The sequence below is a fragment of the Pedobacter sp. ASV12 genome (assembly GCF_016429155.1).
GTDB lineage: Bacteria > Bacteroidota > Bacteroidia > Sphingobacteriales > Sphingobacteriaceae > Pedobacter.
In genome coordinates this window covers 14,943-27,986 of record NZ_JAELUC010000008.1, presented here as the reverse complement: position 1 = coordinate 27,986, position 13,044 = coordinate 14,943, and the positions used below count along the sequence as shown (strand labels likewise).

The 13,044-nt window shown below is 44.8% G+C and carries 17 protein-coding genes; 3 read left to right on the top strand and 14 right to left on the bottom strand.

All coding sequences use genetic code 11. The features are described 5' to 3' along the window. Positions 1-31 precede the first annotated feature (31 nt). Genes JHD69_RS04120 through JHD69_RS04110 form a run of 3 tightly spaced genes read right to left on the bottom strand, consistent with a single transcriptional unit; the run spans position 32 to position 2,183 of the window. Positions 32-886: a hypothetical protein gene (locus JHD69_RS04120; protein ID WP_199137672.1), complete on the bottom strand. Its 855-nt coding sequence runs from the start codon at positions 884-886 to the stop codon at positions 32-34. A 26-nt stretch (positions 887-912) separates the two neighbouring features. Further along, on the bottom strand, positions 913-1,296 hold the full coding sequence (locus tag JHD69_RS04115; RefSeq protein WP_199137670.1) for a hypothetical protein: 384 nt from the start codon (positions 1,294-1,296) through the stop codon (positions 913-915). Beyond that, a complete protein-coding gene (locus JHD69_RS04110) occupies positions 1,296-2,183 on the bottom strand; it encodes a hypothetical protein (protein WP_199137668.1) in 888 nt (295 codons plus the stop codon). Before JHD69_RS04110 ends, JHD69_RS04115 begins: the two co-directional genes overlap by 1 nt. A 495-nt stretch (positions 2,184-2,678) precedes the next feature. On the opposite strand from JHD69_RS04110, the gene JHD69_RS04105 reads away from it, so the two are divergent. Then, on the top strand, positions 2,679-3,611 hold the full coding sequence (locus JHD69_RS04105) for a hydrogen peroxide-inducible genes activator (protein WP_199137665.1): 933 nt from the start codon (positions 2,679-2,681) through the stop codon (positions 3,609-3,611). On the opposite strand, the gene JHD69_RS04100 is transcribed toward JHD69_RS04105, so the two are convergent. The 5 genes from JHD69_RS04100 to JHD69_RS04080 form a co-directional block, all read right to left on the bottom strand. After that, positions 3,608-3,979 carry a DUF2784 domain-containing protein gene (locus JHD69_RS04100; RefSeq protein WP_199137663.1) on the bottom strand — a complete coding sequence of 124 codons (372 nt, stop codon included), beginning with the start codon at positions 3,977-3,979 and terminating at the stop codon, positions 3,608-3,610. The genes JHD69_RS04105 and JHD69_RS04100 overlap by 4 nt on opposite strands. Before the next feature lie 2 nt (positions 3,980-3,981). Then, positions 3,982-4,425: a hypothetical protein gene (locus tag JHD69_RS04095; RefSeq protein ID WP_199137661.1), complete on the bottom strand. Its 444-nt coding sequence runs from the start codon at positions 4,423-4,425 to the stop codon at positions 3,982-3,984. A gap of 79 nt (positions 4,426-4,504) precedes the next feature. Continuing rightward, a complete protein-coding gene (locus JHD69_RS04090; protein ID WP_233165688.1) occupies positions 4,505-5,113 on the bottom strand; it encodes a superoxide dismutase in 609 nt (202 codons plus the stop codon). An 82-nt stretch (positions 5,114-5,195) separates the two neighbouring features. Beyond that, positions 5,196-5,669 carry a nucleoside deaminase gene (locus JHD69_RS04085; protein WP_199137659.1) on the bottom strand — a complete coding sequence of 158 codons (474 nt, stop codon included), beginning with the start codon at positions 5,667-5,669 and terminating at the stop codon, positions 5,196-5,198. A 50-nt stretch (positions 5,670-5,719) separates the two neighbouring features. Next, a complete protein-coding gene (locus JHD69_RS04080; RefSeq protein WP_199137657.1) occupies positions 5,720-6,055 on the bottom strand; it encodes a tRNA-binding protein in 336 nt (111 codons plus the stop codon). A 108-nt stretch (positions 6,056-6,163) separates the two neighbouring features. Between JHD69_RS04080 and JHD69_RS04075 the strand changes: the two genes are divergently transcribed. Together JHD69_RS04075 and JHD69_RS04070 are read left to right on the top strand one after the other, a co-directional pair. Continuing rightward, positions 6,164-7,351 carry a class I SAM-dependent rRNA methyltransferase gene (locus tag JHD69_RS04075; protein ID WP_199137655.1) on the top strand — a complete coding sequence of 396 codons (1,188 nt, stop codon included), beginning with the start codon at positions 6,164-6,166 and terminating at the stop codon, positions 7,349-7,351. A gap of 44 nt (positions 7,352-7,395) precedes the next feature. Next, positions 7,396-8,292 (top strand): bestrophin family protein, encoded by an 897-nt coding sequence (locus tag JHD69_RS04070; RefSeq protein ID WP_199137653.1) that lies wholly within the window; start codon positions 7,396-7,398, stop codon positions 8,290-8,292. A gap of 5 nt (positions 8,293-8,297) precedes the next feature. Here the strand turns inward: JHD69_RS04070 and JHD69_RS04065 are convergent, their stop codons facing one another. The 6 genes from JHD69_RS04065 to JHD69_RS04040 all read right to left on the bottom strand — a co-directional run bounded on the left by JHD69_RS04065 (position 8,298) and on the right by JHD69_RS04040 (position 13,003). Next, positions 8,298-8,483: a hypothetical protein gene (locus JHD69_RS04065; RefSeq protein ID WP_199137651.1), complete on the bottom strand. Its 186-nt coding sequence runs from the start codon at positions 8,481-8,483 to the stop codon at positions 8,298-8,300. A 50-nt stretch (positions 8,484-8,533) separates the two neighbouring features. Beyond that, positions 8,534-8,785, bottom strand: coding sequence for a DUF6814 family protein (locus JHD69_RS04060; protein ID WP_199137649.1), 252 nt, complete (start codon positions 8,783-8,785; stop codon positions 8,534-8,536). 3 nt (positions 8,786-8,788) lie between these two features. Further along, the gene (locus JHD69_RS04055; RefSeq protein WP_199137648.1) at positions 8,789-10,315 is read right to left on the bottom strand and encodes an MFS transporter; all 1,527 of its coding nucleotides are present in this window, start codon (positions 10,313-10,315) and stop codon (positions 8,789-8,791) included. 153 nt (positions 10,316-10,468) lie between these two features. After that, positions 10,469-10,819, bottom strand: coding sequence for a hypothetical protein (locus tag JHD69_RS04050; RefSeq protein ID WP_199137647.1), 351 nt, complete (start codon positions 10,817-10,819; stop codon positions 10,469-10,471). Between the two features lie 144 nt (positions 10,820-10,963). Beyond that, positions 10,964-12,019 (bottom strand): nucleoid-associated protein, encoded by a 1,056-nt coding sequence (locus JHD69_RS04045; protein WP_199137646.1) that lies wholly within the window; start codon positions 12,017-12,019, stop codon positions 10,964-10,966. Between the two features lie 63 nt (positions 12,020-12,082). Continuing rightward, positions 12,083-13,003, bottom strand: a complete 921-nt coding sequence (locus tag JHD69_RS04040; RefSeq protein WP_233165686.1) for an NAD(P)/FAD-dependent oxidoreductase — start codon at positions 13,001-13,003, stop codon at positions 12,083-12,085. Between the last annotated feature and the right edge of the window lie 41 nt (positions 13,004-13,044).

Genomic DNA, 13,044 nt, shown 5'->3' with positions numbered 1-13,044 from the left:
TATTTGAAGTGCAAAAATAAACAAATTATAGCTAAGGTATGGCTTTTGTCTTTTCAATGATGGAACTTGACCTGGCCACCTCGTACATGACCTTACCGGCTGATATTTCATAGCCTCTGGAGAGGACATAAGCCAGTTTTTCGACAATTATGCCCGAAGCGTTGTCTAAAACATACGTGCCGTTTGTATTGCTGTTGATCAATTTGCCCCTGATTTCGGTATTAAACTTAATGACGGTATTTTTTTCGTTGATATCGGCAATGATAAATTCGGTGTGCAGCTTTTGTTGGTCAATTTCCACATCGTCAATCCACGAATAGCCTTTCCTAAGGTTTTTGCTGTATGTAAAATCAGCCAAGAAATTAAGCAAAACTCCCTTTTCAAAAACAAGGGGCTGTATGCCGGCAAAATCGACCAAAGTATCGGTAGCTTTTTCTGCTTTGTAGGAAGAATGTCTTTCTACAAGCCCGAATTTATTGATGTGCAACTCAACCGGCTTGTTTACCATATAAGCTAATGCTCTATTGATGCTGGAAGCACTGTCAAGTCCTTTACCAGAAGCATACTTGAACTTTTTGCCCATGGCCCCAATCTGACCGTCGAGCTTGGTGATAGACACATCAAGCTGATAGCCATCGGCATCCTTCGATATCACTTTGTACAGCTTGGTTACTTCCGATTGCGAATTCACTTCGATGCGCTGCTTACCTCGTACCGCTACGGCATTTGAAGTAACGGCGGTTTCTACTTGAAATGCTTGCCCATTCGACAGGGTAAATTCGCGAGGCTTCTGTTGCGCATGCACATAAAAACCCAAGAACAGCAACGTGGTCACCATGATGGATTTTAAACCTTCTTTCCTATTAAACCTCTTGTTTTTAGTCATATTTTTCCGAATCAATACGTGCATTTTTACTGAACATCTCTTACAACAGCCAGTGGCGCAATAGGAGGCAATGGAGGCAAAAGCTGAACATAGGGGCGATAGGGTTCTGGACTGGATGCCTCAGGCGTATAGCCAGCCAAACTTGGCAACTTGGGGGCCGGAGGCATAAGCGGTACCGAAGGCAAAAGATTCGATGCCATCAAAGAAGAAAACGACGAAATGGATGACTGCGAAATAGAGGGCACGTTTGGCATGATAAACTGCAGGTTTGTTCCGTATATCGGATCAAGCTGCGGCGTAAACAAAGGTACCGGCACTTTCCAGTCGGAGTTACCATGAACCCCAATTTGCGCATCAGCCTTGTAAGCGGCAAAGGCCAATGAAACGAATAGCAACAGTTTCTTTTTCATTATAATTGAATGTTTTTTCTATCCAGGAATATAGGAATACCAATTGTAGACATGTAAGTAACCCGATCGCCCGAATAATTGGTTAAATTAAATACGCCGAAACCCATGGTTATGGCCGAATTCTTTAGCGGCCTTACGCCCAAAGAAAAGCCAAGGTTAAGGCCAGACCACTCGGCATTGAGGTTAAGCCTTTTCACTACTTCGTAAGATACGTTGGCAAACACGCCCGTACCATATTTTCCTTTGCCGGCGGCCACATCGTTAGGGCTCTTCCTCAAAAAGCGCCCCGTACCAAAGCCAATGGTATAAGACAGGGCCGCATTGCCGGTTTCTTGCGAACGGTTTCCTCTGATGGCATGGCTAAAGGCAATATAGTAGGTGTTTTCTGGCGCATCAGACACTGCCGGATCGGCAAACAGTTGCAAACCACCAACGGCAATGCTGCAGCTTTTGAAAATCTGCCTGCTTAGCACAATGTTGGCCGACAAATCCCTCAGTTCGCTCACCCGGGTTACGTTAACACTGGCCGAAACATTAACAAACCTGCTCGAGTTGCCAAAGCTGATGCCGGCCGCCCCAATCATATCGGGCTTTTTCTCTACGGTATAAAAAGATGGGTAAATGGCGCCCAAAATCGCAAAAAAATAGGTGGCATTCCCGCCGCCCCAACCCGATGGAGTGGTGATACTCTGCAGATTGTTGCTGGGCAATACAAAAGAACTTCTCGATCGAAACACGGCCTTCTCTTCAATAAGCGAATCCATTTTGAGCGACAGGGCTTTCTCAAAGACCGTTTGGCCAAAAGCTTGGCTGGTGCACCAAACGAGCACCAAGGTTAACATCCCCTTCAAGCCTGCAAGAAAGCAAGATTTATATTGGTAATTCATAGTTGTTAAAATTTTGATCCTCTAAATGGCTTACCTTTTACAGAGGCGCGTATTTAAAGAGAATGCTAAATCGGTATATAGCCAAACCAGCCATATAGCTTCATCTAATTTATCTTTTCACTAATTTATGGGGATGACGAGCGTTAATCAATAAATGCCGACAGTGTCGGCGTGGTTTGCGTCTAATTCCAACTCAACGGCTTATACAATTTTGTTGTACCAAGTTAATGATTTTATACACAATAGAGGCAACACAAACATAACAAGTTTTTTACAAAAAAATAATAAATTCAATATTTTAACAAAAAAAAGAACACACACCGTTTTAAAAACAATCGAATAGTGTTTGGGTAGTGGCCATCTCCCGCTCAGGTTACCGCTGTGTTTTTGTGTTCACAGCCTGGCGGAATGGCTAGCCAAAAACACGATGAGAATTTGGCTTCGGCATTATCATCAGAATTTATATCTTTACAAAATAACATCAATTTTAACTATATGACCTTAGTTCAGCTTGAATATATTGTTGCCGTTGACACCTACCGGAGCTTTGTAAGCGCCGCCGACAAATGTTTTGTAACGCAGCCTACCTTGAGCATGCAGGTACAGAAACTGGAAGAATTCCTGAACGTCAAAATATTCGACCGCAGCAAGCAACCCGTGGTTCCTACAGAAATCGGTGCGCAAATCATCGCACAAGCACGCATTGTACTGCAGGAAAATCAAAAAATAAAGGAAATCATCAGCAACCAGCAGCAAGACATTACAGGCGAGCTCAAAATAGGCATTATCCCTACCATTGCGCCTTACTTATTGCCCGAGGTTATCTCGTCGATGCTCGAAAAATATCCGGACCTGAAACTGCTGATTTGGGAATACACTACCGAAGACATCATCCACCATCTCAAAACCGGGGTTCTCGACTGTGGTATTTTGGCTACGCCATTGGTAGACCCCAACCTGAACGAGACGCCGTTGTTTTATGAAAATTTTGTAAGCTACATCAGCAAAAACAGCAAGCTCTTTAAGAAAAAGGCTATTGAAGCCGAAGATTTGGAGGAGGAAAACATCTGGTTGCTGAATGAGGGGCACTGCATGCGTACGCAGGTACTGAACATTTGCCGGTCAACCAAAAACAACCGCCTCCAGTCACTGGCCTATAATACAGGCAGCATAGAAACCCTGATCAGGATGGTAGACGTTAATGATGGGGCTACCCTATTGCCCGAGCTGGCCCTGGCCGATTTGAGCGTAAAGCAACTCAATAAAGTCCGTTATTTTAAATCGCCAGAACCTGTTCGCGAAATCAGCTTGGTAACACATAAGAATTACATCAAAAAGCGGATGCTCAATGCCTTGCGCGAAGAGATACTGGCCATTATTCCGAAAACGATGAAGCAACGCAAGAAAAAGGACGTGATTGGAATTTAATTCCCTGGTTTCCTGCTAAAGAAATTCAGCCTAACCGAAATGGCTATCGCAATTAGAAAAAGGCCCAAGGTAAGCACATCAATCAGCGTAGGACTGAAATTGACGCCAGTAGCTTGGTCGGCAAGATATTTAATAAAGGAAGCGGGCAGGTTCTGTTCGCCCAACTGTTTTTTTACACTCCATTGCCAATCGGTAACAGGGCAATAGCCCAAACCAAACCAAATGCCTAGCACTGTCCAACAGCCCAGGGTAAGCATGGCAAACCAAAAGTGCAGCCTGCGTGTTTTTGGCCAGATCCAGCCAAACAGGTTAAAGCCAATAATAAAAAGGTGTACAAAAGTTAGAAAAGCATCTAAGGCTTTGAGCATGCTTATGGGTTGTTGCTGCCGCTTTTCAAGCCCTCTATGCCCACAACTTTATCTTCTTCTTCGCCTTTTTTCTTTTTCTTTTTCTTGGCATTTGGATCAATACCGCTCAGGCGCTCCTCTACAATCAGGTTGTATTCGGTTAGCTGCTCAGGCTTCAATACGGCTTTGATATTTTTGTTAAGTTCGTTCTGAACTTTATAGAATTTGGTCTCGTCTTCGTCTTTATAAGTACCTGCCTGCTGCTTTTTGTACAAAGCCAGCTGTTCTTTGGCCAATTCATAGGCATAGTTATACACCACGCTTCTCTGCGTTGGGCTCAGCTTAAGGCGTTTATCCAGTTCTTCGATGTTTTTTTTCGCCAGTTCTTCTGCTGTAGGAACCTTTTGTGCCTTGCCTGCAAACGCCACGCCCAGCACTAAAACAAGCATTACCATCCATTTCTTCATAGCCGCAATTTATAAAATAATCCGCAAAACAAAAAAAGCCAGGCTAACCTGGCTTTTAAAATGATAAGCGATTTTGCGATTAAAGTGCTTTTTTGTAACGCTCGGCAACGGCATCCCAGTTTACCACATTCCAGATCGCCGCTAGGTAATCAGGGCGCTTGTTTTGGTATTTCAAATAGTAGGCGTGCTCCCAAACGTCGATACCGAAAATCGGCGTACCTTTTACTTCGGCAATATCCATCAATGGATTGTCTTGGTTAGGCGTTGAAGAAATCACCAATTTTTTGTCGGCACCTACCGATAGCCAAGCCCAGCCCGAACCGAAACGGGTAGCGCCGGCATCCTGGATTTTGGTCTTGAAATCGGCAAAAGAACCGAAAGCCTCATTAATGGCTTTTGCCAAATCGCCGGTTGGCTCACCGCCTTTGTTAGGGCCTAGAACCGTCCAGAACAGCGTGTGGTTAAAGTGGCCGCCACCATTGTTGCGAACCGCCATTGGGAATTTTGAAATATTTTTGATGATATCTTCGATGTTCGAATTTGCCTCAGGCTTACCTTCCAAAGCTTTGTTCAGGTTGGTAACATAAGCTTGGTGATGTTTGCCATGGTGGATTTCCATGGTCAATTTATCAATATGTGGTTCTAATGCGTCGGTTGCGTATGCTAACGCAGGTAATTCAAAAGCCATAATGTATATATTTAAGTTTAAAAATTGTTACTGTACAAATATAACAGAGAAAGGTTAAGTTTTATTCAATTGTTTGTCAACTTTATTTGCGCTTGTTTTTGAAGAAATCCGTCATCAGTTGACCGCATTCTTCGGCCAAAACACCGCCTTTCAATAACGTTTTAGGATGCAAAAGGTTTTGTCCAATACGCGTAAAGCCGCGCTTTTCCTCGTGCGCGCCAAAGACGATGCGGCTAATCTGAGTCCAATAACTGGCACCGGCGCACATGACACAGGGTTCAATGGTGACGTACAGCGTACAGTCCTTTAAATATTTGCCGCCGAGGGTTTGTGCGGCGGCCGTAAAGGCCTGCATTTCGGCATGTGCCGTCACATCGTTCAGCTGTTCGGTAAGGTTATAACCCCGGCCGATGATCTTACCATGGCTCACCACAAGGGCTCCAATCGGAATTTCTTCGGCATCATAGGCTTTTTTGGCCTCGTTCAGGGCCAGGCGCATAAAATGCTCATCGGCCTGTTCTGGATTTTGGCCTTCTTCGAAATTGTAATAGCTCATTTCATTGTAGATTTTAGATTGACGAGTTGCGTTTGTTTAATTTAACCTCATCAGATCAGTTTGCTGCCATTGGGCACCTTGCTGGCCACGCTGGCCAATACGATATCTCCGTTTTCATCAGCAAAACCAGTGACCAAAAATTCGCTCATGAACTTGCCAATCTGCTTTTTTGGAAAATTGATTACTCCCACAAGCTGGCGGCCCACCAGTTCTTCCTTGGTGTAATGTTTGGTAATTTGGGCACTGCTCATTTTGATGCCAAATTCGCCAAAATCAACCTTTACCTTAAAAGCCGGCTTCCGGGCTTCCGGAAAATCGAATGCCTCCAAAATGGTCCCTACGCGTAATTCTACTTTTTCAAAATCGTTCCAGGTTATTTCTTCCATGCAGTAAAAGTACAATTTAGCCCCCTTAACCACAAACTGGCCGGCATAGGTTTTGTGAAAATGCTGGTGCGCTTTGCGGTTAGCCAAAGGGTTTAGTACCTTTGCAACATGGTTGAAATCAAGTTAAAAAAGGGAAAAGAAAAAGCGGTTTTACAGCGTCATCCCTGGGTATTTTCTGGAGCGTTGGAAAAAGTAAAGGGCGATCCCAAAAACGGCGACGTGGTAAAAGTGCTCGATTCGCACAACGAATTTTTAGCTTATGGCTATTTCAACGACCAGTCGCGGGTGGCTGTCCGTTTGATCGAATGGAACGAAGAACAAGCCATTAACAAAGCATGGTATGGCCAAAAAATCAACCAGGCCATACAAGCCAGGGCGCACTTGTTGCAAAAGGAAAACACCAATGCCTATCGCCTGATTTTTAGCGAAGCCGATTTTTTGCCAGGCCTCATTGTAGATAAATATGCCGATTTTTTGTCGGTACAGATTTTGAGTACGGGTATTGAAAAAGCCAAAGACGTGATTATCGAAGCCCTTTGTGAAGCTTTAAATCCGAAAGGCATTTTCGACCGCAGCGATGCTACTGCACGTACACACGAAGGCATTACCGCCGAAAACGGCTTGCTTTGGGGAGAAGCGCCAGCCACTTTCATCGAAGTAAAGGAAAACGGAATTACTTACCATATCAACATCGTCGAAGGACAGAAATCGGGTTTTTATTGCGACCAGCGAGACAACCGTCAATTGCTGGCCAGCTATGCCAAAGGCAAAACCGTGCTCGACTGCTTCAGCTACAGTGGCGGATTTAGCCTCAATGCCTTGCTGCAGGGCGCTGCTCAGGTAACCAGTGTAGATAGTTCGGCCCTGGCTATCGAAACCCTCAAGCAGAATATCGAGCTCAACCAATTTGACCATCAGATACACACCGCCATCCAATCCGACGTCAACAAACAGCTGCGCGCCTTTAAAGATGAAGGAAAGAAATTCGACATCGTGGTGCTCGATCCGCCGAAATATGCGCCTTCGCGCTCGGCCCTTGACCGTGCCGCACGGGCCTACAAAGACCTGAACCGCCTGGGCCTGCTGCTTTTGGAAAGTGGCGGCTTATTGGCTACTTTCTCTTGCTCGGGAGCGGTGGACATCGAAACCTTTAAACAGATTATTGCCTGGGCGGCCCTAGATGCCGGTAAGGAGGTACAGGTAATCAGACAGTTTAGCCAACCCGAAGACCATCCGGTCCGCTTGTCGTTTCCAGAAGGCGAATATTTAAAAGGCTTGTTGCTCAGGATTGTTTAATTTGACAAAAAATCTGCTTAAATTAGTTTAATACACATCTGGCTATGCTCATCGTAAAAAACATCCGTTTAAGCAGAATTATCAGAAACACTTGGCAGGTTGACCTGATCATGATTGTTTCCTGTACCGTGGCTTTTTTGGCACACGAATACCTTATTGCACATCATTTTATCGTCCCTACCATCATTCCCGGTGTTTTGGGTACGGCCATTGCCTTCTTTATCGGCTTTAACAATAACCAGGCCTACGACCGCTGGTGGGAAGCCCGCAAAATTTGGGGCGGACTGGTAAACGATTCGAGGTCGTTTGCCCGAAGCCTGCTGAGCTACGTCCCCAGAAACCCAACTAACGACGAAGTGGTTAGGCGCATGATTTTACGACATATTGCCTTTTTGTATGCCCTTAAAGCCAACTTGAGAAGCACGAAAGACCTTATCTACATCAAGTATTTAAGCGAAGACGAGCAGCTACAGGTAGAAAAACAGCGCAATGTGCACAACGCCATTCTGCATAACCAGGCCAAAGACCTCGAAAAATTATACACCAGCCAGCTAGATGGCTTCAAGTTTCTCGACATCAACAACCTGCTCATCAAATTCAGTGATGAAATGGGCATGTGCGAACGCATCAAAAACACTGTTTTTCCAACCACCTACAGCTATTTAACCAAGGTATTTATTTGGCTGTTTGTAGTTTCGTTTACGCTGGTGATTAGCCAGGATATGGGCTGGTGGGCCATTTTTATGGGTTGGTTGGTAGGCTTTGTATTCGTGTCGACGCAAATCAACGGCATGAGCCTGATCGATCCTTTCGAAAACAACTCGTCGGGCGTACCGCTCAACCAGATTACCCGTACCATCGAAATCAACCTGTTGCAGATGCTGGGCGAAGAAGAAGTTCCAGCTCCGGTAATGCCCATCAACGACGAGTACGTGCTATAAATCCGTTAGTTTTTAACGGGTTGGTTTTCTGCATTAGTCTTTTTTACATAATCCAAATAGTCTGGATCTTTTAATCTCGCCTGTTGTATGGAATCGTCTTTTGCGGTTTCTTTTTTTAGTTCTTCCAATATCTTTTTGTCTCGCTTGGTTAGTTGATATGGCCTTGCCTCTCGTTTCAGCTGACAGCTCATTAACAAAAGAAAAGCCATAAAAATCACGCTAGTTTTGACCCGATCGATGCTCATCTTTCTTCCGAATTTTCGGGCAGCTTATCATACTCCCCCATTAAGGCATACCTACCAAATATAACCAGGCCAATGGCTATCGGAATGAAGATGAGCAGAATGATGCCCCATTGTAGTGCTGTATTGGTTTGCGCCATTCCCGGTTCGGCATGGCTAATCTTATCCCAAGCCTGCCAAGCCATTAAGCCCACCGCTAAAGGCCCTAAAACAATCCAAAAGATGCCTAATATTTTTTTTAATGCTTTCATGGTTTAATCGTTAATGTTTTCGTCGGTTTGATTAGCTAAATAAACAGCGCCGATTATAAAACTGAGCGTGGCGATACCAATGGGATACCAAAGTCCGGAAAGTGGCGTCGCTCCTGCAAAACTGGCAATCAAGGTGGCTATAAAGGGAACCAAACCACCAAAAACACCATTGCCCACGTGGTATGGCAACGACATGGAGGTATACCTGATTTGGGTGGGGAACAGTTCCACCAAAAAGGCGGCGATTGGCCCATACACCATCGTAACCAAAATTACCTGAAAGAAAACCAAGGCCACAAACAGCCAAAAAGTGCCCGAAGTGAGTATCTTGTCTTTCAAAACTTCCTTGGCATGGCCAATGGGCTTGCGCTGATCGGCATACACCGTATCAACCTGCAGCTTGTTAAAAGTACTTCCGTTTAATAAAGTGATTTTGGTACTTGTATTCACCAGCGTATCGCCGGCTGTGTGCAGGGGCGTTTTGGTAATAACCGGCGCGGCAACATCCTTGATCTCTGCCGGCTGCAATTGGCTCAGGTCTGTTTTGTCTAAAAATACCTGATAAATGGGCCGGTAAAAAACAATACCCAGCAACATGCCTCCCAGCATAATCCATTTGCGCCCAACCTTATCGCTCCATGCACCAAACACCACAAAGAAGGGTGTGGCAAAGGCAATGGCCCAGAGCAAAATATAGCGAGAATCATTAAAATCGACCTTACAGGTATTTTCGATGAAAGACTGTGCATAAAACTGGCCCGTATACCAAATAACACCTTGGCCCATCGTAGCGCCAAATAAGGCCAGCAAAACCATTTTAAAATTGGCTTTCTTGCTAAAACTTTCCTTCAGCGGATTTTTAGAAATCCTACCCTCCGTTTTAAGTTTGGCAAACATCGGCGATTCGTGCATTTTTAAGCGGATGTAGATGGAAACACCTACCAGCAAGATAGAAAGCAGAAAAGGAATGCGCCAGCCCCAGTCGGCAAAGGCCGAAGCACCAATCAGGTTTTTGGCAAGCACAATAATCCCTAAGGAAAGAAACAGGCCCAAAGTGGCGGTAGTTTGGATCCAACTGGTAAAAAAGCCTCTCCTGCCTTTTGGCGCATGCTCGGCTACATAAGTGGCCGCGCCACCGTACTCGCCTCCCAAAGCCAAGCCCTGAATAAGGCGCAGTACCAGCACCAAAATTGGCGCGGCGTAACCAATACTCGAATAAGAAGGGATAAGGCCGATTAAAAAGGTAGAGCCACCCATGAGTACCAATGTGAGCAGGAACGTGTGTTTACGGCCAATTAAATCGCCCAGACGGCCAAACACCAGGGCACCAAAAGGCCTAACAATAAAACCCGCCGCAAAAATGGCCAAGGTATTGATCAAAGCCGAAGCCCCGGCATCGGCCGGAAAAAGCTGCGCCCCGATAATGCTGGCCAAACTGCCGAAAATATAAAAGTCGTACCATTCGATCAGCGTCCCTAAAGAAGAGGCACCGATTACTTTAAAAATACTGTTGGGTTTGGTTGGGATCATAACTTTAAAGCTAAGTGTTTGAAAACTAAAACACCATAACATTCTCGAGACATCTCTTCGGCATGCCCTACACCTGGGTGTAGGGCATGCCGAATTTTTCCTTTCTTAGCGCATACTTTTGGATTCTTTGCGGCAAAAAAGCGATCTTTAATACTAGGATTTACTCAGCGGATGTTGCAGATAGAGGATAACCAGCGACAACAGTAGAAAAGGCAGTTCAATCGCAGCCCCCTTCAGATCTTTATGGCTCAACTCAAGCGCCATGATAAACAAAATGCCCGCAGCCGTGATGAAGTTGCCGTACAGAAATGTCTTGGGAAACAAGACCAGGATAGCACCGATGACGGTGAAGGCACCCAGCACCAGTACGCCGTTTTTGCCCACATTAAATTTGTTAAATAGCTGAAGCATTTCTGGTTTGCCATTGATCATGGCAAAGCCTTGTTTGATGCCCATGTATAAGGCAAAAAGAATGAAGATCGAATTGAGGATTTTAAGTGCCATAAGTAGTTGGTATTGGTTATTAGCTTACAGCAATTTAAGAAAATTTATTCCTTTTTAAGAAACGGAACCAACGGCCTCAAATCAATCATGAAGAAATTAAGTTGACTTGAGCCAGATACCAGGCCCAATCGGGTGCTGATCGGACTATTGCTCTTCCCTAAAATAAACCTTGTAATAGTTCATCGAGCGGTCATCATCAAAGCCTTTTTCAATGAGTTCTTTATTGCCGTGGATATAGATGTGGAAATTCTTATCGAGCTTTAAAATACTTTTGAATGCTTTGGCCTGTTTTTTAACTGCCGCATCAGAAATATCGAAAGTATCGGCAATTGGAGCATCAAACTCCTCTTCGTAGCTTTTTTTGTAGCTTTTAAAAAGCGCTATCCCTTCTTGATTGGCAATTACCTCGTTGGCAAACTCGTCGATATCAAAGCTTTCCTTTTCCTTAAAATACTTCATCGAGCGGTTTAGCAAATCGATCTTATCGGTTTTGGTTACTTCAAACTCCTCATCCAGTTTTTCGGTAATGAAGTTTTTGTACACGCCCAGTACATTTTGCGTTTGACTGTAGTTATCATTCCTTACCTTAAGCCTCAAAAATTCGTCTTTCCAGTACACGGCTTCGGCACTGCGGTTGGTCTGGTCTATAACCGCTACCTTAAAGCCCTGTTCTTTATCGGTGTTGAAAATAAGGCAGCCTTTATCCAGTTTGCTGATATTGATGGCTTCCTGCTCATAGCTTAGCGCAAAGCCGCTCTGCTCTGGATAAACTTTGATATAGCTCTCTTTGGTTTCTGATTTAAAAATGCCGATGGCGTCGTGCAAGTCTCCTTCGATCTGCACATTTTCAAAATAAGCCACATAAAGCTCGCCCGACTTGATTTTCGGATGGTTCGAAATATCGTACAGGTAGGTAGCCAGTTTCTTGCTGTTTTCGTGAAACAAATCGCCATTGGCAAAAATTTCAGCAGCGAAGTGATACACCTCATTCAGGTTCAGGTCGTTGTTGGGGTGCATGAAGTGGTAAATTTCATTCACCTTTTCATAAGGCGACAGGAAATACTGCAGCAAGAGCTGTTTCAGCATTTCGTCTTGGATATACATCGACTGTTCTGACAGTACATAGAACTCGTCTTGCAGCTTGTTGCCAATTCTATGGATAGAAAGTTCGGCCAATGAGGCTTCGAAAAAGGTTATCATACGCTCAGCTTAAAATGTAGGCCTACAAAAGTAGGCTTTAGCTTTGGCATGCTCAAATCGGAATTAAAAATCGGCTGCTATCAATTCCTTGCTGGCCGAAATACCAGCCAGGTTGCCATTTGCTACAGCTCCCGAAACCGTGCGGAACAATGTGGTACAATCGCCAGCCGCAAAAACACCGGGTACCGTGGTTTGTACGCCATTAACCACAATCAGGTTTTGCTGGTCTATTTCACAGCCCAATTCGGCCGCGAGCGACGAATGCTGCTCGAGGCCACCACGGCCAAAAACAGCCTTTAGTGGATGCTTGTTCCCATTTTTAAGCAAAAGATGCTTGAGGAACCCGTCTTGATGTACGATTTCGGCAATTTCATCGGTTACGATTTGAATGTCTTTTCGCTTAAAGTATTCGGCCTGCTCATCGTTCAAAGCTGGCAATCCATTGGTAAACAAGGTAAGTGCTGTGCTCCAATTATAGATCATTCTGACAAATTCAAAAGCCATATCGCCATTGGCTATAACGCCCAAAGGCTGCCTGGCCACTTCGTACCCATGGCAATACGGACAATGCAAAACCGAAATGCCCCAGCACTCGGCAAAGCCCTTGATGTTTGGAAATATATCTTTAATGCCCATAGCCAAAATAAGCTTTCGGGCTTCAAAGCGTTGTCCATCGATGGTTGATACGGCAAAGCCGGCGGTTATTTGCTCGGCTTTGATGGCCAACCCCTCATGGCATTTAACCGTAGGATAAGCCAGCACCTGAGCCTTCGCTTTGGCGCTGATCATGGCTGGTGTTTCGCCATCTTGCGTTAAAAAATTATGCGAATGTGGGGTTTGCCTGTTGCAGGGTTCGCCTGCATCAATCAGCAGTACGTTGCGCAACGACCTGCCCAAGGCCATGGCGGCCGAAAGACCGGCGTAGCTGCCTCCAATAATGATTACTTCATAGCTGTCCATTTCTTTTGAATTGATTTTGGACAAACCTAAAAAATTAAACGCAACAATATTGCGTTTATAAAAAA